General features: G+C 39.1%; 24 protein-coding genes and 1 pseudogene. 5 read left to right on the plus strand and 20 right to left on the minus strand.

Translation table 11 applies throughout. The features are described from left to right. Positions 1 to 36 precede the first annotated feature (36 nt). From AAE02nite_RS04430 to AAE02nite_RS04440, 3 genes are all read left to right on the plus strand, one after another. Positions 37 to 1,002 (plus strand): glycosyltransferase family protein, encoded by a 966-nt coding sequence (locus AAE02nite_RS04430; RefSeq protein WP_146895300.1) that lies wholly within the window; start codon positions 37 to 39, stop codon positions 1,000 to 1,002. Positions 1,003 to 1,151: 149 nt separating this feature from the next. After that, the gene (locus AAE02nite_RS04435; protein WP_146895302.1) at positions 1,152 to 1,418 is read left to right on the plus strand and encodes a hypothetical protein; all 267 of its coding nucleotides are present in this window, start codon (positions 1,152 to 1,154) and stop codon (positions 1,416 to 1,418) included. Positions 1,419 to 1,811: 393 nt separating this feature from the next. Then, complete coding sequence (locus AAE02nite_RS04440; RefSeq protein WP_146895304.1) at positions 1,812 to 2,036, plus strand: hypothetical protein; 225 nt, start codon at positions 1,812 to 1,814, stop codon at positions 2,034 to 2,036. Between the two features lie 203 nt (positions 2,037 to 2,239). Here AAE02nite_RS04440 and AAE02nite_RS04445 read toward each other — a convergent pair whose 3' ends face one another. Then, positions 2,240 to 3,250 carry an acyltransferase family protein gene (locus tag AAE02nite_RS04445; protein WP_146895306.1) on the minus strand — a complete coding sequence of 337 codons (1,011 nt, stop codon included), beginning with the start codon at positions 3,248 to 3,250 and terminating at the stop codon, positions 2,240 to 2,242. A gap of 84 nt (positions 3,251 to 3,334) precedes the next feature. On the opposite strand from AAE02nite_RS04445, the pseudogene AAE02nite_RS27095 reads away from it, so the two are divergent. Beyond that, positions 3,335 to 3,571: pseudogene (locus AAE02nite_RS27095) on the plus strand (transposase); the annotation flags it as partial. Between the two features lie 42 nt (positions 3,572 to 3,613). On the opposite strand, the gene AAE02nite_RS04455 reads toward AAE02nite_RS27095, so the two are convergent. The 14 genes from AAE02nite_RS04455 to AAE02nite_RS04520 form a co-directional block, all read right to left on the minus strand. After that, a complete protein-coding gene (locus AAE02nite_RS04455) occupies positions 3,614 to 4,399 on the minus strand; it encodes a DUF5672 family protein (RefSeq protein WP_146895311.1) in 786 nt (261 codons plus the stop codon). After that, complete coding sequence (locus tag AAE02nite_RS04460) at positions 4,383 to 5,291, minus strand: nucleotide-diphospho-sugar transferase (RefSeq protein ID WP_146895313.1); 909 nt, start codon at positions 5,289 to 5,291, stop codon at positions 4,383 to 4,385. Before AAE02nite_RS04460 ends, AAE02nite_RS04455 begins: the two co-directional genes overlap by 17 nt. 7 nt (positions 5,292 to 5,298) lie before the next feature. Further along, positions 5,299 to 6,126: a glycosyltransferase family 2 protein gene (locus tag AAE02nite_RS04465; RefSeq protein ID WP_146895315.1), complete on the minus strand. Its 828-nt coding sequence runs from the start codon at positions 6,124 to 6,126 to the stop codon at positions 5,299 to 5,301. Positions 6,127 to 6,156: 30 nt separating this feature from the next. After that, positions 6,157 to 7,074: a glycosyltransferase family 2 protein gene (locus AAE02nite_RS04470; RefSeq protein WP_146895317.1), complete on the minus strand. Its 918-nt coding sequence runs from the start codon at positions 7,072 to 7,074 to the stop codon at positions 6,157 to 6,159. Positions 7,075 to 7,143: 69 nt separating this feature from the next. Next, positions 7,144 to 7,686, minus strand: a complete 543-nt coding sequence (locus tag AAE02nite_RS04475) for a glycosyltransferase family 4 protein (protein ID WP_146895319.1) — start codon at positions 7,684 to 7,686, stop codon at positions 7,144 to 7,146. A 2-nt stretch (positions 7,687 to 7,688) separates the two neighbouring features. Further along, positions 7,689 to 8,231 (minus strand): glycosyltransferase family protein, encoded by a 543-nt coding sequence (locus AAE02nite_RS04480; RefSeq protein WP_146895321.1) that lies wholly within the window; start codon positions 8,229 to 8,231, stop codon positions 7,689 to 7,691. After that, a complete protein-coding gene (locus tag AAE02nite_RS04485; protein WP_146895323.1) occupies positions 8,224 to 9,330 on the minus strand; it encodes a DegT/DnrJ/EryC1/StrS family aminotransferase in 1,107 nt (368 codons plus the stop codon). Before AAE02nite_RS04485 ends, AAE02nite_RS04480 begins: the two co-directional genes overlap by 8 nt. An 8-nt stretch (positions 9,331 to 9,338) precedes the next feature. Further along, positions 9,339 to 10,346 carry a 3-oxoacyl-ACP synthase III family protein gene (locus AAE02nite_RS04490; RefSeq protein ID WP_146895325.1) on the minus strand — a complete coding sequence of 336 codons (1,008 nt, stop codon included), beginning with the start codon at positions 10,344 to 10,346 and terminating at the stop codon, positions 9,339 to 9,341. Further along, a complete protein-coding gene (locus AAE02nite_RS04495) occupies positions 10,343 to 10,579 on the minus strand; it encodes an acyl carrier protein (protein ID WP_146895328.1) in 237 nt (78 codons plus the stop codon). The genes AAE02nite_RS04490 and AAE02nite_RS04495 overlap by 4 nt, the downstream gene beginning before the upstream one ends. Next, positions 10,569 to 11,102, minus strand: coding sequence for a GNAT family N-acetyltransferase (locus tag AAE02nite_RS04500; protein ID WP_146895330.1), 534 nt, complete (start codon positions 11,100 to 11,102; stop codon positions 10,569 to 10,571). Before AAE02nite_RS04500 ends, AAE02nite_RS04495 begins: the two co-directional genes overlap by 11 nt. Then, a complete protein-coding gene (locus AAE02nite_RS04505; protein ID WP_146895332.1) occupies positions 11,074 to 11,517 on the minus strand; it encodes a sugar 3,4-ketoisomerase in 444 nt (147 codons plus the stop codon). Before AAE02nite_RS04505 ends, AAE02nite_RS04500 begins: the two co-directional genes overlap by 29 nt. Next, on the minus strand, positions 11,507 to 11,917 hold the full coding sequence (locus AAE02nite_RS04510; protein ID WP_146895334.1) for a sugar 3,4-ketoisomerase: 411 nt from the start codon (positions 11,915 to 11,917) through the stop codon (positions 11,507 to 11,509). Before AAE02nite_RS04510 ends, AAE02nite_RS04505 begins: the two co-directional genes overlap by 11 nt. After that, positions 11,898 to 13,190 (minus strand): ABC transporter ATP-binding protein, encoded by a 1,293-nt coding sequence (locus tag AAE02nite_RS04515; protein WP_146895336.1) that lies wholly within the window; start codon positions 13,188 to 13,190, stop codon positions 11,898 to 11,900. The genes AAE02nite_RS04510 and AAE02nite_RS04515 overlap by 20 nt, the downstream gene beginning before the upstream one ends. A gap of 60 nt (positions 13,191 to 13,250) precedes the next feature. Beyond that, entirely contained in the window at positions 13,251 to 14,147 is an 897-nt protein-coding gene (locus tag AAE02nite_RS04520) for an ABC transporter permease (RefSeq protein ID WP_246150789.1), read from the minus strand. Positions 14,148 to 14,819: 672 nt separating this feature from the next. On the opposite strand from AAE02nite_RS04520, the gene AAE02nite_RS04525 reads away from it, so the two are divergent. Further along, positions 14,820 to 16,676: a T9SS type A sorting domain-containing protein gene (locus tag AAE02nite_RS04525; protein WP_146895338.1), complete on the plus strand. Its 1,857-nt coding sequence runs from the start codon at positions 14,820 to 14,822 to the stop codon at positions 16,674 to 16,676. 1,185 nt (positions 16,677 to 17,861) lie between these two features. On the opposite strand, the gene fcl is transcribed toward AAE02nite_RS04525, so the two are convergent. From fcl to AAE02nite_RS04550, 5 genes are all read right to left on the minus strand, one after another. Continuing rightward, positions 17,862 to 18,803 carry a GDP-L-fucose synthase gene (fcl, locus tag AAE02nite_RS04530; RefSeq protein WP_146895340.1) on the minus strand — a complete coding sequence of 314 codons (942 nt, stop codon included), beginning with the start codon at positions 18,801 to 18,803 and terminating at the stop codon, positions 17,862 to 17,864. Positions 18,804 to 18,882: 79 nt separating this feature from the next. Continuing rightward, entirely contained in the window at positions 18,883 to 20,001 is a 1,119-nt protein-coding gene (gene gmd / locus AAE02nite_RS04535; RefSeq protein WP_146895342.1) for a GDP-mannose 4,6-dehydratase, read from the minus strand. Positions 20,002 to 20,858: 857 nt separating this feature from the next. Beyond that, entirely contained in the window at positions 20,859 to 21,968 is a 1,110-nt protein-coding gene (locus AAE02nite_RS04540; RefSeq protein ID WP_146895344.1) for a DegT/DnrJ/EryC1/StrS family aminotransferase, read from the minus strand. 801 nt (positions 21,969 to 22,769) lie between these two features. Then, positions 22,770 to 23,723, minus strand: a complete 954-nt coding sequence (locus tag AAE02nite_RS04545) for a UDP-glucuronic acid decarboxylase family protein (protein WP_146895346.1) — start codon at positions 23,721 to 23,723, stop codon at positions 22,770 to 22,772. Positions 23,724 to 23,732: 9 nt separating this feature from the next. Continuing rightward, positions 23,733 to 25,079 (minus strand): UDP-glucose dehydrogenase family protein, encoded by a 1,347-nt coding sequence (locus tag AAE02nite_RS04550; RefSeq protein WP_146895349.1) that lies wholly within the window; start codon positions 25,077 to 25,079, stop codon positions 23,733 to 23,735. Positions 25,080 to 25,100 lie beyond the last annotated feature (21 nt).

Below are 25,100 nucleotides of genomic sequence, written 5' to 3' on the forward strand. Positions count from 1 at the left end.
TAAGTGTTACTTAAAAAAGATAGAATTAAAAAACGGATGATGGTAAAAGATTTCGGAGTTATAGTTACATGCTCTAAAAGTGACTTTTTATTTGCTAAAGGATGTTGTGCTAGTATACGTTATTACTTAGGCAATACACCAATATGTTTGCTGGTTGATGGCGATTTCGATTATAAATCCTTAGCTAAATTATATAATGCTAAAGTTATAACTAAAAAAGATATAACGAATAAAGATTTGCAAGATAGAAGTTTCGGATGGGGAGTAACCAAAATGAATGCCTTTTGGTTTAGTCCTTTTGAGTACTTTTTACTTCTAGATGCTGATACTTGCATTTGGGGAAATATTCTTAAGGATATTAATTTCAAGAAAAATGATGTAATTGTAGCAGGTTCAGGAAACTTATGTTCTGATGATACCATTAACAAATTTTTCTTCGACATACATCTTATAAAAACCCTCTTCCCTGATTTTAACTTTAGAAATTTCCCTTACTATTGTACTGGTGTAACATTTGCGAAACGAGGTATTTTCTCAATTGAAGATTACATAGACATTCTAAACCTGAGGGATAAATATCCGAACATTTTCAAATATGGTGAGATGGGTTTTCTCAATTTTATGATTTTTAAAGGACAACAAGAAGGTAAAATAAAAGTTGGAATTAGTGATATTCAATACATTGTTCCAGACTATGAAATTAGCCAAATGGTAGAATCTTTCCCCGTGGAGGAAAACGCAGTTAACATTGCCAATCCAACAGTATTACATTTTTGTGGCGGGGCTAAACCAGTAATTCACAATAATTTTGGGTATTATACAAAGCCAATGACCTTTTTCAGGAAAAAGTATTTGATTGATAATAAGGTAAGCCCTGTTATAGCAGATTTAATTTTATATTTAGAAGATATGGTTTGGAAAGCTAAGAGGATGCCTAGTGATTATAAAGGTAGAATTAAAAGGAATTTCAAAAGACTAAGTTCAAAAATTTCATTTGATTAAAAATCTATATTATAGGTTAATCTTACAAAAGACATTATAACTTTTGTAAAACTAGGTTATAGGGTTTAGATTTAAAATTAAGTAAACAAACTGCTACAGTAAATGTAAGAGGTAACGGAGCTTTCAATGCCGTATGCATTCACGCGGATATGCATTATGAGGAGGTTACTCTTGGAGGGGGTATTATCACTGCCCATGATAGTGGCATCGCCATAATTGCCGATGATTTTTACGATACGGCTAACTCCGTTACACCCTTTTACCAGATAGCTTGTAACGGGCCGGTGGAAAACATGGTTATTGAAAATAAGACCTTTAAGAACCAGTTATTAAGTTTGCGGCTGCTAAGTTCCAGTTCACGGGTAGATAAAAAAATTATTAAGTTATTTCTGCGCTTTAGTAGGGGAATAAAGTAAGACACATGGATTTATGGATGCCCAAATCTTGGCAAATATCTGTTTGTTCCCGGCCACCCTCATATTCCTTAAGGGCTTTTATTATATGGGATTCAGTATGATTGACTTTTTCATATCAACAGTTTAAAGATAGGGAATTTCGCCTTCTAAACTGTCCTATTTTTCGGAAAGGTTACAGAACGACACCATTATTAAAACGGTAATATTGGAAACAGATCTTTCGATAAGAGCAGTAATTATACAACCCAGCACATTATAGTCAAAGGAGCCTCAATGGAGAAATTAATTATTAAATCCGCTTTTGTGCAGATGGTCTTAACCTCAAGCAACAGGCCCTTACTTAACGTTGCCAGTGGCGGCAAAATTAATAGGTTTGTATGAGGTCCGATTATTATGGAGAATTTAGATACCTATAATAATATTATCAGTTGTACTAATAAGAAAGTAAGAGCAATGGAGCCGGTTTTAATTAATTCTTTCAAAAATTCCGGGCAGGTTGTTACTTACCCAGAAACAGAGGCTGGTATTGTTTTCAAGGCAATTGGAGCATTGGAGTTAACCCTTCCGCCTATAATAGCGGCACTTGCAAGTAACTGGATCAAGGTGCGGAAGGTATAACAACCTTTAATGTTACGGGAAGCTCGGTGGCAGTATACGGACCGACCCATAACAGCGCGGACTTGAAGTTTGATGTGAATTTAGATAACAACTTAGACCACCATTAATAATCTTGACGGGGACATAATTATGAGTTCATAACGATAAAAGAAATCCAGTTTAAGCGCTGGTTACCATACTTTACATTTTGAAGGCGTGCCGGTTTAACGTCGCTTAAAATAGCGCATAGCGGGTACTTCTACCCAATGGAATACTAGTACAGCTAAAAATAAATTAATAAAAAACAAGACAACCCCGGCTAAAGAATTAGCAGGACTTATTTTTTGTTGTATAACCAAGTTATCAAAAGCAATCAATAAAGGGAGTTGAACAATGTAAAAGGCGTAGCTAATCTCTCCCAGATAAACCATTGGCTTTGAGCCTAACCAATTAAACTTTACCGTTAACAGCAGGATTAAAAACAAGATAGCGGGTAAAATAAAAATATGGTGTGCCGTATACCCGGAAAAAGATGGTGAAAAGTAAACCATGTAAAACACCGCAAAAGCAATGCTTCCGGAGGCTGCTAATAAATTTGGGCGCACGTTAAACCGGAAAAACAAAATGCCTAGTAACATCCCGGCCACAAATTCGGGCAAGCGGGATAAAGGGAATGCATAACTGACATTGAATGTTAAGTATCCAAAATGAAATAAAAATCCCGGAATAGAACTAGCAACTATTACTAGTCCTAATAACCAGTATACACTTTTTTGAGAAAGATTGAGGAGATAAGGCAAAAGCAAAGGGAAGCAAAAATAAAAAAACATTTCCGTGCTTACAGACCATGCACCTCCCCCGTACCACTCCATTGCAATGGGGTAGGTCAAGGATTCAACCATAAATAGATTAGCCAAAATAATTGGAAATGGGGTGCTAATATTAAGCCAAATATTTACATATAGGCATAGGAGTAAACCAACAAGGTAATCCGGGTAGATTCGGATTAATCGCTTTTTGATAAAGTTTAAAAAGTTCATATCCTTTTGGTAGTAATTGGCTGTCAAAATAAAACCACTCAGTACAAAAAAGATGGTAACACCTAAAGCCCCTTTATTGACTATATTCTGAAAATACCAGGGCAAAAAAGATAAGGGGGTGCGGACGTGGATGTGGAAAATGAAAACGTAAAAAGCGGCTAAAAACCGTAAGCCAGTTAAAGCGGGATAGTTCATGCCGCAAAAGTATAAATGATTACTTGTACGGGCAAAAGAATATCAGCTGCAAATTTAAATATTTGTAAATGTTGTATTGGTATTGACTTCCCTTTAGAAACAAGAAGGATCATTTACATCACCAATCTGATTGAAAATCTCAACGGCAGAATCCGTAAGTGTACCAAAGAGAAAGGAGCTATTCCGGTTGATAATTTCTTATAAAAGGCAATGTTCCTAGCCTTAATAGTAATAACAAAGAAGTGGAACTAGCCACTACAGAATTGGAGTATTATCCTCAACCAATATGAAACTTTTTTCCTGAACCAATGTAATTTCTAAAAACCACGCCTAAACCAATTTACACACTTCCTTAGACAATACCTAATTTTCAAAATAAATCCATTGTTTCCAAAAGCTTGGGTTATACTTTTCCCATGCATGGCAACCAAACGGCAGTTTACTCTTGTTTAGTTTAAAGTATTTCTCAGGATTCTTTTCAAAAGCAAATGCTACGGCTTCAAGCTCATCAGGCACCTTAAAAAATGGCCAAATCAACGGAATATAGATTCCCCAAAACAAATCCTCATTCCCGCTAAACCTTAAATTTAGTTTATTAAACCACCTTAAAACTTTAATGCTACTTTGTATATTGTGCAAGCAAAAGCCACCATTGCCAACACGCCAATCATTTTTTCTTCCAATAGCTTTTTGAATTAGCATTGAAAAACGAAAAAACCACTTTTTTTTGTTATTAATTATTTTATACAAATTATCCTCATCGGGCCATGGAGCTCCTACATAATCAATTCCTTTACTACACCATAAATCTAAATCATCTCTAAAAACCCAGCTATCTGTTTGTGCAACAAGTAAATAATCGTACTTAGTAAAACACTCATAAAAATCCAAACTCAACATAAGTTCATTATAGCCATCTGTACTCCTGAAAAAATGATCATCAAAACGAAGGACACCTACATTCCTTTTTAATTTTTTAACTAAATCTAAATAGGGTTGGCAATCCAGTAGATTCGGAGCGACTAAGAAAATATCCCTCTTTATAAAAACAGTTAGTACCTGCTGCAAAGAAGCTAATTCAGACACTATTAACTGATTAAATTTTTTATAAACAGGTATAACAACCACACACTTAAGATCTGATTGCATAAATCTTCTTAATATACTTAAAAATTGAGTCTCTTAAGTTGTAAAGAACACGCCTGGAATGGTATCCGAAACCTATATTCTGGATAAATAATTCATCAGCTTTAAAATCTATAGCAGAATTTATAGGGTGAATGAATTGTTCAAGGCTGCCGCTTACCACTTTAGGGTACCATTCAGGTACGGTATGCGTGTGAGTAGCGTCTTTACCAAAACCCAGGTTTTGAATAAGGTTTACATTTGGGACAATGCATTTTCCTTTATTTTTCCAAACACTAAAGGTCCATTGATAATCCCACGTATCAATCTTATTAGCCTTCATTTGGTGGTAAATAGACACAAATTCTTCAGGCATACCTAGAACATCTTCCTCCTTCACTACTTCAAGAGAGTAATCATAATCAGCCCACGCTCTTCGCCAACTTCCCCAGCCCCAGATTAAAGGATAAGCTGAAAAATAATAGCTTGATTGGCTTTTTTTTCTTCCTAATAGTAAGTTTTGGCCGGTAATATGAAAAACCGATTCATCATTTTCATATTTATTCAACATCAACTCTATAAATGAATAAAAAGAAGGCTCTGGAAGTATATCATCCTCCAAAATAACTCCTTTCTCCACATGATTAAAGAACCAAGTAATGGCCGCAGCGGGACCTTTACCACAACCTAAATTATTTTCCTGAAATAAAGTAAATACTTCACAATCCCAATCTACCTTCTTTACAATATCTTCACGTAAGGCTTCTACTATCTGCCGTTCAGTTGGAACTTGCGTTCGGGGGCCGTCAGAGGCAATAAATAATTTGGATGGTTTTTGTTGTTTAATACTCTCAAATACCTGGTAAGTGGTATTTGGCCGATTAAAAATTAAAAATAGTATAGGTGTACAATACATATAAACTTTAAGACCATAAAAATTTTTCCCGCATACGCCACATGCTTTTCATTACTTTGTAAATTCTACTTTTACCAATAATTTCAAGTTCATTACTTAGTTCATATGCTTTGTAATATACCGAAATAGGATCATCAAAAAACTGCTGATATAATTCATAATTCTTATTGAAAATAATATTATTTGTATACTGTTCTTTAGCTTTATCACCCACTAATTGGGTATGCATTGATATTTCTTTCTTACGATAATAAAATTGAACTGAATCAAGCCGGAATACTTCCCCACCATTTTTTAAAAGGCTAATCCAAAAGTCCCAATCTTCCCCTCCATATTTTAGTGTTTCATCATAACCCAGTGTATTATCATAGTCCTTCCGTCGATAAACTGCAGAACAAAAAATGGTATTAAATAATAATAATTCTTTAAAATTATATAATGGCATCCGCCACTCCCCTGTTTGGGTTCCAAAAAATTCGGCACGGCAATAAACTACTTTTATTTGTGAATTCTCTAATAATTTATTTACTGCCAAATTCAAATAATCTATATCAATTTTATCATCGGCATCTAACGGCAAAATAAACTCCCCATTTGAATGTATAATACCATAATTTCTAGCATTCGATAAACCTCCGTTATCTTTTCTAAAATATTTTATACGTGCATCCTTTTTGCAAAGCTTCAAAGCAACCGTTTCAGTATTGTCTACACTACCATCATTTATAATAAGACATTCCCAATTTAAATAACTTTGATTTATTATACTTTCAACCGCTTCAGACAAATATTGTGCTTGGTTGAAACAGGGAACTACTACTGAGACTAAACTCATTATATTATTCCTTTTAAATTTTATTAGGATTTAAATGTATCCTATAAGCAGCTTCCTAAAAAGCCTCTCACCAATAACATTGCGGAGAATTAATAAAAACCTTAATGGCAATAAACCATTCTTAACTTGGTATATTTGATTCAACACCAGAAGTACCTTTTCCTGGGTGTTAAGCTTGTGATGGTATAAATACCGCTTAAGCTTTTTACTTATACAATCATATATGAAACTCTGCCATTTCAAATTATATACTGATACATCCAACAGCGCATTGATAACCTGCAAGGAGGCTGTCTTATCTTCATTTGTAATAGAGCCCGAATGTTGCCGATACCCGGCTATAACCCTATCATCAGAATAGAATGTATAACCCGATAACATTAAACGTAACCATAAATGATAATCCTCAGCATTTTGAATATCCAATTTTTCAGAAAATCCTTTTACATTTACAACAATATCTCTTTTACATAATACAGTTAAAATTGAGACTTGGTTATTCTGAATAAAAGCTTTTATTCCTAGCTCACCAAAATATATATTTTTTTGAATATTTGTTACACCTAATCTATTATGGTCATCAAATAAGTAACAATTGCCAAACACTAAATCAACTTTCATTTCATTGATTAAATTTATTTGGAAAGATAATTTATCATTCTCCCATAAATCATCAGAATCTAAGAAAGCAAGATAATCACCAGTAGAATATTCAATACCTTTATTTCTAGCTCTTCCTTGCTTGCCATTAAGCTGCCAAAAATATTTAATCCTTTTATCTAATTTTATAAAGGTATCTACAATCTCTTTAGTATTATCAGTTGAACCATCATCTACAATTATTAATTCCCAAAATGAATATGTTTGTGCAAGTACAGACTGAATGGAATCGCCAATAAACTTACTTGAATTATAAGCTGGCATTATAATAGAAACCAAAGATGACATATAATCATTTTTTTTAAATGCCGTAGAAAAACACCTGTCATCATATTAATAAAATTTAAAAATGGAAAACTATATACCTTTAAAATAATTCAATAAAGTTTTACTTTCCTGTTCATTAAGATAAAAACAATTTTTACGGATCAAATTTTCTTCAATAACTTTCTTACTTACTTCTCTTTCATTTTGAAAAACGTTCACCGCAAACTCATATAGTTCTTCCATATTATTACAATATGAAATATCTGTAACACCAGATTCATAAATATCTGAATCCACATTAATTATTATAGTTTTCAATCCTAAGCTAATTGCCTCTATTGGAGAATAACCAACGAAGTTACCTACTGAAAAATTAAGAAAATACCCACTAAGGTACGTTTCATCTAAGTCCTCGTATCTAATAGATTTATTTGTAAAAAGCACATTTTCTAATATATTTAACTCCAAAGCCATTGCGATTAGCTTATTAAAAATAGTTTCAGATTGTATCTCCCCAATAATATTCAATTTAATTGGTCCAATATTATTCTTAATTTTTGAAACACAAATTAAAACAGAATCAAAAAAATTTTTGTCATCTGCAACTCTAGCAACTATATTAAAAACAATCATCCCTAATTATTAAGAAATAATTTAAAATTAAGAACTTTAGATGAAATCCTATAAAAATACTCTTGCATCTCTTTTACTTGGTACTTATTTATAACAATAATATTATCATTAGGGTTACTTACTAATCTTTGACGGTATGGATATTTCTTCCCTTCAAATTGAACACGGTTAACAATATGCCAGAAATACCTGTTTTTATTCTTTAATTTTTCATAAATACTATCACACAAGTTAAGATTTAAGACGTGCACTGAATCATAAAATTTATCAGAGTTATTTAACTTAAATTGCCAATACCAATATTTAAAAATATCAAAATTATAAGCTTTGAAAAAAACCGGAACTCTATGAACTTTAACTCCTCTCTTTTTTAAGAAATTATCATAAAATTCCTCTTTCTTATTATCACCTGCAATTATTCTTTCTGGAATAAGAACTTCTGGTTGAATCCCATTTTCTAAGCAGAATTTAACTAATTCGATTAAGAGCTTTTCACCACCTCCAATAAAAAGGAAATAATTAATAATTAGAACCTTCCTATTCATTGTAAAATAATTTAATAATAGCTGCAATTCTATCAATATCGTTCTTTTTTAATCCAGGCCAAATAGGAAGGCTTAAGCAAGTATTTGCTATTTCTTCTGCTATAGGGAAGTCACCTTTCTTAAATGCTAAATTAATATATGCTTCTTGCAAATGAGGCGGAACTGGATAATGAATTAATGTTCCAATTCCTCTTTCATTTAAATATTGTTGTAACTCATTTCTTTTTTCTGTTCGAATAACATATAAATGGTATACATGAGAAGCTTCTTCAGCAATTATAGGTAAAATCAAATCTCCAATATTTTTAAGAGCTTCATTATACCAGGATGCTATTTCTTGTCTTTGCTTTGTCCATTTAGGTAAAAACTTAAGTTTTACATTTAAGAAGCCGGCTTGACATTCATCAAGGCGCATATTATAACCAATGACGTCATTATGATACTTTCTACCAGAACCATAATTGCGCAGAATAGCTGCTTTTTTAGCTATTTCCGCATCATTAGTTGTTATAGCTCCTGCATCCCCATAAGCGCCTAAATTTTTACCAGGATAAAAACTTGTACCATTTACATTACCCCAACTACCTGTAAGTTTACCTTTATAGCAAGCACCTTGGGCTTGAGCATTATCCTCAACAACAAATAAATTATACTTTTCAGCAATATGCATTATTTGTTCCATCTCACAAGCCTGGCCATATAAATGCACTGGCATTATAGCTCTTGTTTTTGAAGTAATTGCTTGTTCAATTTTATTTGGATCGAGGTTATAAGTGGTTATTCTTGGTTCTACAAATACAGGAGTTGCACCTACGTAAGAGATGGCTAAAACGGTAGCTATGAATGTATTGGAGGGCACAATTACTTCGTGTCCTGGCCCTATATTTAATAACTTCAAAGCTAAATGCAAAGCATCAAGACCATTACTTACACCTATAACATTTTTTACTTTGTTAAACTCTGCATATTGTTTTTCAAAATGAGTAGTATCCTCACCTAGTACATACCATTCTCGGTCAAAAAAACTCTCAAAGGATTGAAGGATTTCTTTCTTTATTTCTTTATTAGTTGATTCGAAAGACAAAAAGGGTAACTGCATAATTTCAATTAAAATTGTAAAATTGTGGCTCCCATTGATAAACCCACTCCAAAACCAGCTATGAATACTTTATTTCCTTTTTTTATTCTATTTTGACTTACTGCTTCTTTCAATGCGATTGGAATAGTAGATGAAACAGTATTCCCACAATCCTGTAAATGTATAAAAAACTTTTCTTCCGGAATTATAGCTCTCTTTCGGACAGTATTTAACATAAATTGATTCGCTTGGTGGAAAACAAATAAATCAATTTGTTCAATACTTACATTATTTCTTTTCAAAGTTTCTTTTACTAAACCAGGTATTTCAAAAGCTGTAAATTCAAATATAGCTTTCCCATCCATATACAAATTGTCATCTCCGGGCTCTGTTGCAGAAACGTTTTGGGATCGCATAAAATTTGATCGAGCTCCACCATTTTTAACAATTAGTGAATTAGCACCTGAACCATCTGTACCATATTCAAATTGCAGGATTTCGCCATTTAGGCCATTTTCGCCATCAATAGAAACCAAAGTAGCAGCAGCAGCATCGCCGAATAACGTTTTGTTGCTTTTATCAGCAGTATGTATAAACTTAGAATAAGTTTCCGAGGTAATGAGTAATACATTTTCTGCTTGATTTGAAAGAATTAATCCTTTCGCTAAACCTAAACCATAAACGAAGCCTGAGCAGCCCAGATTAAAATCTAAGGCCCCACACCGTTTAGACAATCTAAGCTTATCTTGAATAATACAGGCGGTAGTAGGTAAGAAATAATCTGGACTTTGGGTACAAAGCAAAACATAATCAATACTACCAGTATCTATATTGTGATTTTTAAATAAATTTTTGGCAGCCTTTATTGCCATGTCACCAGAAAACTCATCTTTAGCCGCAATGTGCCGCTTATAAATTCCTGTCTTTGCTGAAATTTTATCTATAGACCATTCAGGATACTCGGATGCCAATTGCTCATTGGTAAGGATAGCTTCGGGCAAATAATAATCAAGAGCTTTTATTACTGCCCTTTTCATGCTTGTTGCTTTTCTTTAATTAAATCATAAACTTCTTGTACTGTGTTGCATCTTTTCAATTCATCAGCCGAAAAGTCCACTTCATATTCGTCTTTAATCATCACGAGCACCGACATGCCAGTTAATGAGTCCCAAGTTGGCAAATCCCGAAATTTTGTACCTAAGTCTACACTAATCTCGTCAGCATCTATAAACTGTTCTTTAAAATTTTCAATGAATGAATTATAATCCATAATCAATTAACTTTAAAATTTTTTGTCTATTTATATTATACGTGGAATAATCTAATTCAAAATAATAATTCATGTCATCCTCATCAATTACCTTCGGCTCAAAAAGATGATGATATCGAATTACACTTTTATTATTCTTACGAACATCAAAAAAGCACTTTTGCAAACCAAGCTTATTATAAGCAAAATCTCTTACTGCTATATCAGATAATATAGGAATTACCTCTTCAATCCCTTTTTTAAAAATCCAGCTTCCTAACTCAAAACTATCTGGTTTAATATTATAAATTCTGTTTAAGCCTAGTTTCTCACCGTTATATTTTACTGATATAAAGTAAAATTCTGTTCCTAAAGCTTCCCGTTCCTTATACCTTTTAATCCACTCTCTTTGAGTTCCGACATTAGATGATGTTTGATGTAGGTGTTTAGCTAGATTTTGATTACTTCTTAACTCTACAATAAACTCAGCATCCGCCTCACTAACTAATTGAAGTTTAAAATCTGCTAAATGTAACTCCATCATAGTTCTTATATTTTATAAAGCTATCGTAATCTCGTATATATTCACTGGAGTCGTATAGTTCTGATGCTAAGACCAAACAAATCGCACCTGAAGAAAAATTATAAATATCTCGCCACATACCTGGCAGAACATGTATGCCTAGGTTTGGGCGGTTAAGTTGTACAGTCTTTTTATTCCTCCCATCATCTAGGGTTACATCAAAACTTCCACTTGCAGCAATAATCACTTGCTCTAATATCTGATGAGCATGTGCCCCCCTCGACTCTCCAGCAGGAATATCATATAAGTAATATACCCGCTTCACCTCAAATGGAACATCAATTTTATTTTGTATTGGTGTAATAGCACCTGCCCTATTACTAATTTTTGGAAAATGAATAATATGACAATCAAATACAGAATAATTATCCTTCATTTGTTAGAAGCTTAAATTCTTCAAAATCTCGGATATATTGCTGGGTATCGTAGTAAGCATCCGTAGCAATAAAGGCTAATGAATTTGTTGAAAAATTTTCCATACTACGCCAAATTTTTTGGGGAACATACAAACCATAATATGATCTATTTAATGAATAAACTTTCTCTTCTTTTCCGTCATGCAATACAACATCAAAACTCCCCGATAATGCTATTATTACTTCCTGTAAATCCTTATAAGCATGCCCTCCTCTGTGTTCCCCTCCAGGCACATCGTAAATCCAATAAACTCGTTTTAATTCAAAAGGAATTTGATCATTATTCTGAAAAAATGATAAGTTTCCTCGCTCATCTAAAACTTTAGGCAAGTTGATTAATTTAACATCCTGCAGGCTCATTGGCTATCGTTCTAAAAGATGTTTCATAAGGTATATTTAATCTGATTACACCCGGTAATATGTTACTATTACTACCCACAGCTTCATTTAAAACTTCAAATTGAATTAGGTCATCGGCTATAAATAGGGCATATCGTTGATTCTGACCAAATATTATTTTAAACTGATAAAAACCTGCATTTAAAAGGTACGGTGGTAACTTACCTTTTATTGTATAAATTCCTTTTTTTGCATCTTCATTATTACTAATAAAAGTTCCATTATGAAAAACCGGAATTTCGTCAAGGTTTCGTAGTTCAAAAGTTACATCTAGGTTTATATTTTCCCTATTATTTAAGAATTGAAGTTGAAATTCCAATCCAGAAGAAATGGAAAGAACATTTCCTTGCAATGGAGTTACCTCAAAATTGAGTATCCTAATGTGATTATTCCCTGGAGCATAATCTAATGGGCCAGTATGTTTAAAATTTGAAATTGTTTCACCGGAGTTTTGATAATAAGATACCGCTTCTAATTGATTTCCTTCGAACACTAAACCACCTTGGCGCAACACTATTCCTTGACTACATAATTGCTTAACAGCCGCCATATTATGACTTACAAAGAGAACGGTTCGTCCATCATTCACGCTCACATCTTTCATGCGGCCCAAACACTTTTTCTGAAACTCAGCATCGCCTACCGCCAGCACCTCATCCACAATCAATATCTCCGGCTCCAGAAAGGCTGCTACCGCAAAAGCCAGCCGCACGTACATGCCGCTGCTATACCGTTTTACCGGCGTATCAATGTAGCGCTCTACGCCGGCAAAATCTACTATCTCATCAAACTTGCTACTTATCTCGGCTTTGGTCATGCCCAGAATAGCACCGTTCAGAAAAATATTCTCTCTTCCCGTCAGCTCCGGGTGAAAACCCGTACCCACTTCCAGCAACGAAGCGATGCGTCCTTTTACTTTGATTCGACCGGTGGTTGGAGTTGTTACTTTTGATAATAATTTTAATAAGGTAGATTTACCGGCCCCATTACGGCCGATAATACCTAATACTTCGCCCTGCTTTACTTCAAAATTAATGTCTTTCAGACTCCACACGTAATCGCTTTTTCCCTTAGCGGTGCGGTCGTTGGTCTCGCCTATCTTAGCAAACGGGTCTTCTTTGCCACGCATCCGCGCCCACCAGCGGTTTAAGTCATGGCTTAAGGTGCCTGTCCCTACTTCTCCCAGGCGGTAAAGCTTGCCCAGGTTTTCTACTTTTATGGCAATATTACTCATGTAATTGCTTTTGCTTGTTATTAGCCGGCTATAGTTGTGGCTAGCTGTTAAATGCTGCTGTTATACCGTGTCGGTAAAGCTTTTTTGTACTTTGTTGAAAGTAATAACCCCAATGAGTAGAATAACCAGAGTTACAACAAAACTGTAGCCCAGGTACCCCCAGCTAAAGGTACCCGAACCCAGAAAACCAAACCGGAAAGTTTCCACAATTGAACTCATGGGATTAGCTAAAACCAGCCACTTGTACTTTTCCGGAATGCTGGAAATAGGATATATCACCGGCGTGGCGTACATGAGCAACTGAATGCCAAAAGTCAGCAGCATAGCCAAATCGCGGTACTTGGTGGTTAAGGCGCTAAATATCATCCCTAACCCTAATGATAGCAACCCCATGCTTATTACCAGCACAGGAGTCAGTAATACATACCCATTAGGTTGAATAGCGTCATCGGTTAATAAATAATAAAGCCAGACCACCAGAAATAAAGCCATTTGAATACCAAACCGAATTAAGTTAGAGATAACTATCGACAAGGGCATGGTTAGCCGGGGAAAATACACCTTGCCGAATATCTGGGCATTAGTGGTAAATACGGTGGAGGTAGCCGTTAAGGTAGTCGCAAAATAATTCCAGACCGTAACCCCGGCCAGGTAAAACGCCAACATAGGCAAACCATCGGTCGAGAGCTGTGCGACATTCCCAAATATTACGATAAAAGTTAATGTAGTGAGTAAGGGTTGAATGAAAAACCAGATAGGCCCCAGAATGGTTTGTTTGTAGGTAGATACAAAATCCCGCCGCACAAACAACATCACTAAATCCCGGTAGCGCCACACTTCCCGCAGTCCTAGATCCAACAAGTTAGTTTTTGGTTCAATAACCTCCGTCCACTCTTCGCCTACTGTTTTATTCGTTTGCTTCACTTCCGGAACCGACAACGCTTTTGCTGTTTCCAATCTGATTAAAATTTATTCTCTACTTCCTTAAACCTTGACAAAAGATGCATTTAGCTTATCTTCAGACACCTTTATCTCACCTAATTACTCTAATTCCAATAGAGTGCTTTTACGTGAGCCGCCGCAAAGGTAGTACATTTTCAGTAAAAAAAGTCTGAACCTCCCTTAATACCGATTACTTCCCCGTTAAATACTAAGTATTGAAGCAGTAAAAACTGGAAACATTCATTTTGGACTTGAGGATTGTATTGATAACTACACTTTATGATAGTTGAAACACACATTAATTATGAAAGTTGATATTTTTTTTAAACTGAATATCTACCTAATTATACCCTGTTAGCATTCTAAGGTTGATTAAAATAAACTTTTATAAAAATTCAAATATAGTGTTACTTAATTTTATTCTATACGTATAATAATTGGTTTATTTAATATAATAATTTAGCTTTAGGATTGTATAGAATTAATATATTTTAAATTTAATAATAAATTGCTTATGCATAAATAAAATTACAGAACTATGCCCATTTAAGTATCAGACTAGATACTTAGTAATACGCTCTCCCACCCGTATGGACCTACTTTATTAAGTATTTAAATATTTGACTGCTGGTCCAATATGTTAGAAGAAAACCTATAAATCACACAAACAAAAATTAAAACTGATGTATGAAAATTACCACCAAGTGTTTATTTAGTTTATTTCTTTTATTTTTACTTTGTTATGGGGCTCATGCCCAAAGTTTCTGCGTTCAGGTTGCTAATAATGACCAGATTGGTCCGGTAAACAATAACAATAACCTGTCCTTTTCATTGGCGGCTTTAACTGGTAATGATGCAGAAGCCCTGGCTTTAGAAAGTTTTACGCAGCCGGCCAGCGGAACCCTAACCTTTGATGCCGCTACCCAAATGTTTACTTATACCCCGGACCCGGGTTCAAGTGGCCCCATGACCTTCACTTACACTTTAACAAGAGAACCGGACACCCGCCTGGGCGCTCCGTTGATGATTAACGGCGAGGCGCATTATTATGAGCAAGTTCAGGTACAACCTAATATAACCTGGCAGGACGCTATGGCTCAGGCTGCTTCCAAATCTTATAATGGGCAGAAGGGTTATTTAGCAACTGTAATATCAGCCCAGGAAAATGAACACATCCGGCAAATGCTGCAAAATGCTTCATTGGGGGTTCGCGCCTGGTTAGGGGGAAGTGATGCGGCACAGGAAGGTACATGGCAGTGGGTTACTGGTCCGGAAGCAGGTATGCCTTTTACTTACAGCAACTGGACACCAGGAGAACCGAACAATGTTGGTGATGAAGATTACCTGATGCTGGATGTGACTGGCCAGTGGAATGATTTAAGCAATAGTGGAAATCCTGCGGCCGGTTTCGCTCCTAATATCTTTTTTGTAGAATATGGCAGTTCTGAAAACTGTGCAGCCGGTTTAACCGCAGCCGTTTCTATAATGGTTAACGAGCCTATCCCGAACGAAGGAAATGGCTGTAATTTAGCTTTAACAACTACCACCATGCAGGCGGAGCCCTGGTGGCCGATGTGGGGCGTCATGAACGGGGCCGGTTCTATTGACTTAACCGTTACGGGTGGTACTGCTCCTTATACTTATAAGTGGAATGCCGGGGTAACGACCCAGGATGTATCGGCGGCTTCGCCGGGCTTGTATACCGTAACTGTAACCGATGCGACCGGCTGTAGTGCCATGACCAGCGTATACGTGGGTCAGAAAAATAATCCAATGATTTTAACTTCTTCACATATAGATGCTACCGCGGGTGGCGGCATGGACGGCTCGGTTAATTTATCGGTCATTGGCGGTACCGGCCCTTATACCTTTATGTGGAGCAACGGGGCTACTACCGAGGATTTAACCATGGTTGCAGCGGGCACTTATACCGTAACCGTAACTGATGCGATGGGTAAACAAGCCATGACCTCGGTAATGGTAGGCGAGCGGGGTGCACCTTTAACCCTTTCGGTTGCGCACCAGAACGTGATGCGGGCCGGTGGTTACGGCTCCATTGATTTAAGCATTATGGGAGGCGTGATGCCGTACAGCATTCAGTGGAATGCCGGTTCGCGGAACGAAGATTTACCGCAGGTAACACCGGGAATGTACATGGTAACCGTAACCGATGCCACCGGGGCTACTGCTACTGCTTCGGTAAATGTTTCGGGCTTTGGTATGCCGGCCATCGCGGGCAGAAGAGGAGAACCCGGCCAGGAAATCAGCCTGAACCCGGTGAAAGCAGCCGGTTTGCTGGCGTATCCGAACCCGGCTACCGATCGGGCTACGGTTTCCTTTAACCTGGCCGCAGGCGGTAATTACACCCTGGATTTATATGACATCCGCGGGGCGAAAGTGAAAACCATCGCCAGCGGCAAAGGTCAGCCCGACGAGCAGTTGTCAGTTGAATTGAATGCCCCAGACCAGGCAAAAGGTGTTTACCTGATTCGGTTAGTAACGGATAAGGAGGTATTAACCAAACGGATTCTGTTTAAAAGATAGCTAATGCTTTGCCGCTTCTGAGTTTTAAGCGGTACGCACGGATAAATCCCCAGCCAAATGGTTGGGGATTTATATTTACAGGCAGCGATATACCACCCTGTAAATGAAGTAATCTAAGCTTCAACCACAATGGTAGGCTTTTTCATCTGTTTATCTTTTGAAAGATTCCATCTTTCAATGGTCTAGTGCTACCTGTTTGCACCAGTCTAAGAAGCCTCCCGGCCGGCGGGCCCCGTTTGGCCACTCGGGCTGTCTAAGCTTGTTTTCCTCCTACGTCGGAATGCTAAAGCACCACAACCTTAGAAGGCCCTCATCGTCCAAACTGATGTAGTATGCGTTTAGCTACTGCCCCACCAGGTTCAATCATCGATTAATAAGCCTCCGCCACAAATCCATTCCATAATGTTCCGGTTCGGCCGAACTCCTTCCCTGATTCAGGGAAGGTGCCCGGAGGGCGGAAGGGTTAAGCTCATCCAGAAGAAAAGTGAAGCCCCATCACACAGGCGAAAACCAGCAAATACACTGAAGAAAATAAAATACCCTTGGACAGATATAATACCAAATCACAGGAATTCTATTCCATAAAAGGTAAATTAATGCTACCCAACCCTGTCATTCTGGAAGCTTCCATTGCCTTACCTAATCAATAGATTCTTCCAGAATGACAGACAGTAGATTGGGTAAGTTATTTATATCACATTAACTAGCGTACTATGGAATCAGCTTAAGATGATTTGATTTAAATTAACCTTAACACCAAACGAATGCCAGGGCTGGATTATCGCTGGAAAAAACCTCTTTGGAGGTGGTATTATATATTTTAGTAAAGACTCGAAGTTCCTTAGTTAACCTTCTCTCTTACAGCCCTGAAGGGGCAAAATATCCCAGCCCGGGGTGCAGCCCTGGGGAAAAACAATTACACCAATAAAGCCCTGAATGGGCGGAATATTAACCAGAATTTACCTCCTGAGAATTGCTGTTAGGGCTTTCAGCGCTTAAATGATAATGTATGCCCTTTCGATAAGCTTAACCCCTCATTGATATAGGACGGCCATAGGGAACTAGCCTGTCCGTAACTTACACGCCTGTTTTTCCAGGAAGGTATGGCGTTGTCGGTAAAAAAATAAAACCGGAAAGCTTTATGAACTTACCGGTTTCAGACGAAGGATCCTGCGGTTTTTCCTATCAGGAAATAGGTTCGGCCTGAAAAACGGATTCCGTTTCGTACACTTTACGAATACCGGTTTCCAGGTTGGTGGTATACCGCCAGCCCCAGGCAGCGAGTTTGCTGACGTCCATGAGTTTGCGGGGCGTACCGTCGGGTTTGGTGGCATCCCATACAATCTTTCCTTCGTAGCCCACTACCCGCTGAATCAGTTCGGCCAGTTCTTTGATGGATACATCTTCGCCGGTACCGATGTTGACCAAGCCGGGTTCGTTGTAGTTTTGCATGAGGTAGTAACAGGCATCGGCTAAGTCGTCGGCGTGTAAAAATTCGCGTTTGGGCGTACCGCTGCCCCAAACTTCTACGGTGGGCTGATTACTGATTTTGGCTTCGTGCATTTTGCGCAGCAAGGCCGGCAGCACGTGGGAGTTGTTCAGGTCGTAGTTATCGTTCGGCCCGTACAGGTTCGTAGGCATTACCGAAATAAAATTACACCCGTACTGGCTCCGGTAGGCATCGCACATTTTAATGCCGGCAATTTTGGCAATGGCGTAGGGTTCGTTGGTGGGCTCCAGTTCGCCGGTCAGCAAATACTCTTCTTTTAAAGGCTGCGGCGCCAGTTTGGGGTAAATGCAGGAAGAACCCAGGAACAACAGTTTTTTCACGCCGTGCAAGTAACTCTGGTGAATCACGTTGTTCTGAATCATCAGGTTATCGTAAATGAAATCGGCCCGGTAAACATTGTTGGCCTGAATGCCCCCTACCTTAGCCGCCGCCAGAAATACATAATCCGGTTTTTCCGCGGCAAAAAAATCCTGAACCGCCAGGGTATCCCGCAAATCCAGTTCCTGGGAAGTGCGGAAAATAAAATTGGTGTAGCCTTCGGCTTTTAACTTCCGGTAAATAGCAGAACCAACCATGCCCCGGTGGCCGGCTATATAAATACGCGCTTCTTTCTCCATTTGCTTTTGGCCTTTTAGAGGGCCGCCTTTGTACTTAAAGAAACCCGGCCGGTTTCAGAAACCAGCCGGGTTTTAAAATTTATTCGTGGTAATTAAATATTTTATGACCGCCTTCCATCAGGTAGGCATCCCGCTTAAACAAGGCCACATCGGCTTCGATCATATCTTTTACCAGGGCCGGCAAATCATATTTGGGCTCCCAGTTTAATTTAGTCTTGGATTTGGTCGGGTCGCCGATAAGTAGTTCTACTTCGGTGGGACGGAAATAAGCCGGGTCTACGGCAATTACTTCTTTGCCTACAGGTAACTGGTACTCCGGGTTTGTGCAACGTAACACTTTAGCCGTTTCGGTGGCGCCTTCGCCTTCAAAAGCCAACTCAATACCCAGTTCCTCAAAAGTCATGCGCACAAAGTCACGCACGGTGGTGGTAATACCGGTAGCAATCACGTAATCTTCGGGGGTATCCTGCTGCAGAATTAACCACATGGCCTCAACATAGTCTTTGGCGTGGCCCCAGTCGCGTTTGGCATCCAGGTTACCTAAATAAATTTTATCCTGCAGCCCCAGCGCAATACGGGCCGCACCGCGGGTAATTTTGCGGGTAACAAAGGTTTCGCCGCGTAACGGTGATTCGTGGTTAAACAAAATACCGTTGCAGGCATACATGTTATAGGCTTCGCGGTAATTAACGGTAATCCAGTAACCGTATATTTTGGCTACGGCGTACGGCGAACGCGGGTAGAAAGGGGTTTTCTCGGATTGCGGCACTTCCTGCACCAGCCCGTACAACTCGGAGGTAGAAGCTTGGTAAATGCGGGTTTTCTCAGTAAGACCTAAAATCCGTACGGCTTCGAGGATACGCAAGGTACCCAGGCCATCTACGTTGGCGGTATATTCCGGCGTATCGAAACTCACCTTCACGTGCGACATGGCTCCGAGGTTGTAAATTTCGTCGGGCTGTACCTCCTGGATAATGCGGATAATATTGGTGGAATCGGTTAAATCACCGTAATGCAATTTAAAACGAACGTCGTTCTCGTGTAAATCCTGGTATAAATGGTCGATGCGGTCGGTGTTAAAAAGCGAGGTTCTTCTTTTTACCCCGTGCACTTCATAGCCTTTCTCCAAAAGCAATTCGGACAAATAAGCCCCATCCTGACCGGTTACACCGGTTATTAAAGCAACCTTTTTTTTCATTTAATTTTTATCGTCTATTATAATTTCAATTCGGAAAGAACACCGCCTGTATTTTACCAAGGCAAAAAGCCTCCCCTTCTACGTAATACCGCTGCAAAAGTACGCGGTTAAGTATAATCATTGGCAAAATTCTTTCCGGATGTTCTTTTTTATCTATATAGCGAAATAACAATATTATTTTAAGATAAAAAACATTTTATATAAGCTTTTTTATAAAGTTTAAAAAAGCCAACGGGTATTTTCCCCTTCTGCCTAATTGTAGCACTTACGTTGCCTATTATTGCCCAAGCCCTGGTTATCGTTAAAACGTTTTCTCACTACAGCCTCAATCAACAGCAGGTAGCTAATGCGTTTTAATTTCACAAGCCCTGTTCCGTTTACCGAAATAGCTGAATCTACTTATATCACTGAAAATGCGCTTAAAAACAAGTTTTGGTCCTGTTGAGCTTATCGAAGGATCTATTACAGCATTATAAATCAAATTTCACCTATTTCGACAAGCTCAATGTGACTACAATAATGTAAGCGCATTAACGTATTGATAATCGTAGTATATATAAAAGTAATAGATTCTTTACCAGGCTCAAGTTGACCAATCGGGTATCCTTAAGCACCATTAATATTTATTATAGTCTTAAAATACCCCTTTTTCCCCTGATAATCAGGTGAGCCTTTACTATCATAAATAGTTGGTTAGCATTTAAAAGCGGTGATAACACCTTTAATGGCGCGAGAGAATGCTACAATCAGAAATACTAAACCGCTTCCTACTTTAACTTACTACCTTTAAAGCATCAAAATTACTTTTTTAACAAGCATCTAAAAATCAATCTATTTATTCCGGAAAACCTATTGGTTTATAGCTGGTTAAAGAAATTTATAATTTCGGTGCAAATGTAATCTGTTTTTTCCTGAGTTAAACCGGGCCAAAGCGGTAAACTTAAACCGGTCGCCGAAATTAAATTAGCTATTGGAAAGTCTTCGGGGGCAAAACCCAGGTATGCGTACGCTTTTTGCCGGTGCGGTGGTATGGGGTAATGAATAGCCGTACCGATCCCCTTTCCAGCTAAATATTTTTGTAACGCATCCCGCCGGGGCGTCCGGATCATAAAAATATGGTATACGTGGGTAGCACCGGGTGCAACCACGGGCAACACCAGATCGGGCAAGTTGCTGAGGTGGGCCTGGTAGCGGCCGGCTATAGCCTGCCGTTCTTCGTTCCACTTGTTTAACCAAGGCAACTTCTGACTTAAAATTGCCGCCTGGAGTTCATCGAGACGGGAATTTACGCCTAAAACTTCGTGGTGGTATTTTTGGGAAGATCCGTAATTTTGCAGAAAGCGGGCTTTTTCAGCTAATTCGGGACTATCCGTAGTAAGCGCACCCGCATCGCCCAGGGCTCCCAGGTTTTTTACCGGGTAAAAACTGGTGGCATTCAGGTTCCCGAAGCTACCGGTAGGCCGGCCTTTAAAAGTGGCGCCCTGGGCCTGCGCATTATCTTCAATTACCTGTAAATTAAATTCGGCGGCTAAAGACATAATCGCCGCCATATCGCAGGCCTGCCCATACAAATGAACCGGAATAATGGCTTTGGTACGGGAAGTAATAACTTTCCGGATGGTTTCGGCTGTAATGTTATAAGTTCGTTCATCGGGTTCTACGGGTACAATATTCGCGCCCACCGCCGAAACCGCCAGCCAGGTAGCAATAAAGGTATGAGAAGGCACGATTACTTCGTCGCCGGGGCCAATAACCAAAGCTTTCAGGGCAATTTGCAGCGCATCAAAGCCATTACCAACACCTACACAATATTTAGTATTCGAAAAAGCGGCATAAGCTTCTTCGAATGAACGCAGGTAATTACCCAGAATATACCACTTAGAATCGAAAACCGCCGCCATGGCCGCCAGTACCTGCTCCCGGATGAGAGCGTTCTGCGCGTCAAAAGATAAGTATGGTACTTGCAAGGTTGTATTGGAGCTGATGAAAGTAATAAGCTAAACTGTAAATGGAAGTTGATACAGAAATGAATTCCGGGATAAACTACGATTTTTGATTGGTGAATTGCAAAAGCAGTGATTAGAAAATATCATCATCAGCTTATATTATTAAAAATTTAATCGGCTAAATTAACCTATAATGCATAACCCTGAACGCTTATACCAGAAAAGAACTTTTGTGAAAGCCCTGAAGGCGCGACCTATCTCAGCCCAGGGTGCAGCCCTGGGGAAATAAAAGCAAATCACCACACGCGGAATATTAATGACAACCTCTCACCAAGCAATTACGCCCTTTAAAGTATAATAATGCTTATTCTCTTCGATGGGTTTCATCCATCGCTGATATATTACGCCCCTTTGGGGCTGATTTGTTGTAGAAGTTGGTTGCCTATGCTGCCAAACAAAATATTCACTATGGCTTATACCAAATAGTAAATATACTGTTCCATAACAGCATAACAACCTGCTTTTCTTACTTGTCATTCTGTTAAGAATCTTCTGCATAAATTGGGTAAACAGGTAATAAACCAAGTCTGGTATTTGCCTGTTATGCTTTCTATGCAGAAGATTCCTCCGGAATGACGGGTGTGGAGGAAATGATTTATACTTTCAGCTATGGAAGGTCATTCATACTAACTGGTATTATTTAGCTTAGAACTTAGCCCTTCTAGTAAAGAACAACTAAAAACAATGCCTTTCCCTGATTTAGGTGGAAAGGCATTGTTAGTATTATAATAAATAAGTCAAGCTTTTAGTGCTTAACAGATTTTAGCTCTGCAGCACTTCTACTTTTTCTTTAAAATATTCGAGGGTGCGGCGCAGGCCTTCGGCGCGGGAAACCTGGGGCTCCCAGCCTAATATTTCTTTGGCTTTCGAAATATTCGGACGGCGCTTCTGCGGATCGTCTTTTGGTAGCGGCTGGTAACCTAAATTAAGCGGCACACCGGTCAGGTTGCAGATTTCTTCGGCAAATTCTTTTATGGTAATTTCATCGGGGTTGCCAATGTTCACCGGCAACGGGTAATCGCTGAATAAAAGGCGGTAAATGCCTTCAATTAAATCATCGACGTAACAGAAAGAGCGCGTTTGGGAACCATCGCCGAAGATAGAAAGCTCCTCGCCTCTTAAAGCCTGGCTCAGGAAAGCCGGCAATACCCGGCCGTCGTCCAGGCGCATCCGCGGACCATAGGTATTAAATATGCGCACAATGCGGGTTTCCAGGCCGTGGTGCGTGTGATACGCCATGGTAATCGCTTCCTGAAAACGCTTGGCTTCGTCGTAGCAACCACGCGGGCCCACGGGGTTTACATTACCCCAGTATTCTTCTACCTGTGGGTGTACTTCCGGGTCGCCGTAAACTTCGGAAGTGGAAGCAATAAGCATCCGGGCACCTTTGGCGCGGGCCAGACCTAATAAATTATGCGTACCCAAAGAACCTACTTTCAGCGTCTGAATCGGAATCTGCAAATAATCAATCGGGCTGGCCGGAGAGGCAAAGTGCAGAATATAATCGAGCTGGCCTGGTACGTGCACGTACTTGGAAACATCGTGGTGGTAAAACTCGAAATTCGGCAGCTTAAATAAATGCTCGATGTTGGCAATGTTGCCGGTAATCAGGTTATCCATCGCAATAACGTAATAACCTTCGTTAATAAAGCGGTCGCAGAGGTGAGACCCTAAAAAGCCGGCCCCGCCGGTAATCAAAATTCGTTTCTGAGTCATTTGTAGGAGTTAAGCTAAGTCTATGGCCGAGTGATAACGTGGTTTTACACCAATACCGTAATAGGTAAAACCAGATTCTTCCATTTCTTTGATGTCGTAAATATTACGGCCGTCAAAAATAATACTGTCTTTCATTAAGCGGGCTACCACTTTAAAGTTCGGCGACCGGAATTCGGGCCATTCGGTTACCACCAGCAACGCATCCGCATCAATCAGGGCATCGTACTGGTCCTTGGCGTATTCTATTTTGTCGCCCAGCAGGTGTTGCGCTTCTTTCATGGCTACCGGGTCGTAGGCTTTTACCTTGCCGCCGGCGGCAATAATCTTATCAATAATCACGAGCGAAGGCGCTTCGCGCATATCATCGGTTTTGGGCTTGAAGGAGAGCCCCCAGATGGCAAACGTTTTACCGGTTAAATCGCCTTCAAAGTGCCTTTGAATCTTATTAAATAAGACCGATTTCTGGTTTTCGTTTACCGATTCTACTGATTTTAAAATCTGCATTTCATAACCATTTTCGGCTGCGGTTTTAATCAGGGCTTTTACGTCTTTCGGGAAGCACGAACCACCGTAACCAATACCGGGGTAAATAAATTTATTGCCGATACGGGCATCGCTGCCGATACCTTTGCGCACCATGTTTACATCAGCGCCCATTATTTCGCACAGGTTGGCAATGTCGTTCATGAAGCTGATTTTGGTAGCCAGCATGGAGTTAGCAGCGTACTTCGTCATTTCGGCGGAGGGAATATCCATGAAAATAATCGGATGGCCGTTCAGCAGGAAAGGCTTGTAAACCTTGGTCATGATGTCTTCGGCCCGCTCCGATTCTACGCCAATCACAATGCGGTCGGGTTTCAGGAAATCTTCGATGGCAGCGCCTTCTTTCAGGAACTCCGGGTTAGAGGCTACGTCGAACTCCAGGGGTTCTTCGCGCAGAATAATTTCTTCTTCGATGGCGGCCCGCACTTTGCGCGCGGTACCCACCGGCACAGTGCTTTTGGTAACCACCACCATGTAGTTGTTCATGTGCTTCCCAATGCTGCGGGCCACGGCCAGCACATATTTTAAATCGGCGCTGCCGTCTTCGCCCGGCGGCGTACCTACGGCAATAAAAGCTACATCGGCATCCTGAATGCTGGTGGCAATATCATCGGAGAAATGCAGGCGCTCCTGGCGGGTATTCCGCAGCACCATTTCTTCGAGGCCAGGCTCGTAGATGGGCAGAATACCGTTTTTCAGGTTTTCAATTTTTTTGGTATCAATATCAATACAAGTAACATCCATACCTACTTCAGCGAGGCAGGTTCCCGTAACCAGTCCAACGTATCCGGTTCCAACAATGGCAATTTTCATAAATATTTAATTATATATATT

Source organism: Adhaeribacter aerolatus (assembly GCF_007991635.1).
In the GTDB taxonomy this organism is placed as follows: Bacteria; Bacteroidota; Bacteroidia; order Cytophagales; family Hymenobacteraceae; genus Adhaeribacter; species Adhaeribacter aerolatus.

Excerpts from the sequence above, each read along its gene's own strand:
- AAE02nite_RS04430 (WP_146895300.1), top strand. The coding sequence starts at position 37 with ATGATGGTAAAAGATTTCGGAGTTATAGTTACATGCTCTAAAAGTGAC.
- AAE02nite_RS04435 (WP_146895302.1), top strand. The coding sequence starts at position 1,152 with ATGCATTATGAGGAGGTTACTCTTGGAGGGGGTATTATCACTGCCCAT.
- AAE02nite_RS04440 (WP_146895304.1), top strand. The coding sequence starts at position 1,812 with ATGGAGAATTTAGATACCTATAATAATATTATCAGTTGTACTAATAAG.
- AAE02nite_RS04445 (WP_146895306.1), bottom strand. The coding sequence starts at position 3,250 with ATGAACTATCCCGCTTTAACTGGCTTACGGTTTTTAGCCGCTTTTTAC.
- AAE02nite_RS04455 (WP_146895311.1), bottom strand. The coding sequence starts at position 4,399 with ATGCAATCAGATCTTAAGTGTGTGGTTGTTATACCTGTTTATAAAAAA.
- AAE02nite_RS04460 (WP_146895313.1), bottom strand. The coding sequence starts at position 5,291 with ATGTATTGTACACCTATACTATTTTTAATTTTTAATCGGCCAAATACC.
- AAE02nite_RS04465 (WP_146895315.1), bottom strand. The coding sequence starts at position 6,126 with ATGAGTTTAGTCTCAGTAGTAGTTCCCTGTTTCAACCAAGCACAATAT.
- AAE02nite_RS04470 (WP_146895317.1), bottom strand. The coding sequence starts at position 7,074 with ATGTCATCTTTGGTTTCTATTATAATGCCAGCTTATAATTCAAGTAAG.
- AAE02nite_RS04475 (WP_146895319.1), bottom strand. The coding sequence starts at position 7,686 with ATGATTGTTTTTAATATAGTTGCTAGAGTTGCAGATGACAAAAATTTT.
- AAE02nite_RS04480 (WP_146895321.1), bottom strand. The coding sequence starts at position 8,231 with ATGAATAGGAAGGTTCTAATTATTAATTATTTCCTTTTTATTGGAGGT.
- AAE02nite_RS04485 (WP_146895323.1), bottom strand. The coding sequence starts at position 9,330 with ATGCAGTTACCCTTTTTGTCTTTCGAATCAACTAATAAAGAAATAAAG.
- AAE02nite_RS04490 (WP_146895325.1), bottom strand. The coding sequence starts at position 10,346 with ATGAAAAGGGCAGTAATAAAAGCTCTTGATTATTATTTGCCCGAAGCT.
- AAE02nite_RS04495 (WP_146895328.1), bottom strand. The coding sequence starts at position 10,579 with ATGGATTATAATTCATTCATTGAAAATTTTAAAGAACAGTTTATAGAT.
- AAE02nite_RS04500 (WP_146895330.1), bottom strand. The coding sequence starts at position 11,102 with ATGATGGAGTTACATTTAGCAGATTTTAAACTTCAATTAGTTAGTGAG.
- AAE02nite_RS04505 (WP_146895332.1), bottom strand. The coding sequence starts at position 11,517 with ATGAAGGATAATTATTCTGTATTTGATTGTCATATTATTCATTTTCCA.
- AAE02nite_RS04510 (WP_146895334.1), bottom strand. The coding sequence starts at position 11,917 with ATGAGCCTGCAGGATGTTAAATTAATCAACTTGCCTAAAGTTTTAGAT.
- AAE02nite_RS04515 (WP_146895336.1), bottom strand. The coding sequence starts at position 13,190 with ATGAGTAATATTGCCATAAAAGTAGAAAACCTGGGCAAGCTTTACCGC.
- AAE02nite_RS04525 (WP_146895338.1), top strand. The coding sequence starts at position 14,820 with ATGAAAATTACCACCAAGTGTTTATTTAGTTTATTTCTTTTATTTTTA.
- fcl (WP_146895340.1), bottom strand. The coding sequence starts at position 18,803 with ATGGAGAAAGAAGCGCGTATTTATATAGCCGGCCACCGGGGCATGGTT.
- gmd (WP_146895342.1), bottom strand. The coding sequence starts at position 20,001 with ATGAAAAAAAAGGTTGCTTTAATAACCGGTGTAACCGGTCAGGATGGG.
- AAE02nite_RS04545 (WP_146895346.1), bottom strand. The coding sequence starts at position 23,723 with ATGACTCAGAAACGAATTTTGATTACCGGCGGGGCCGGCTTTTTAGGG.
- AAE02nite_RS04550 (WP_146895349.1), bottom strand. The coding sequence starts at position 25,079 with ATGAAAATTGCCATTGTTGGAACCGGATACGTTGGACTGGTTACGGGA.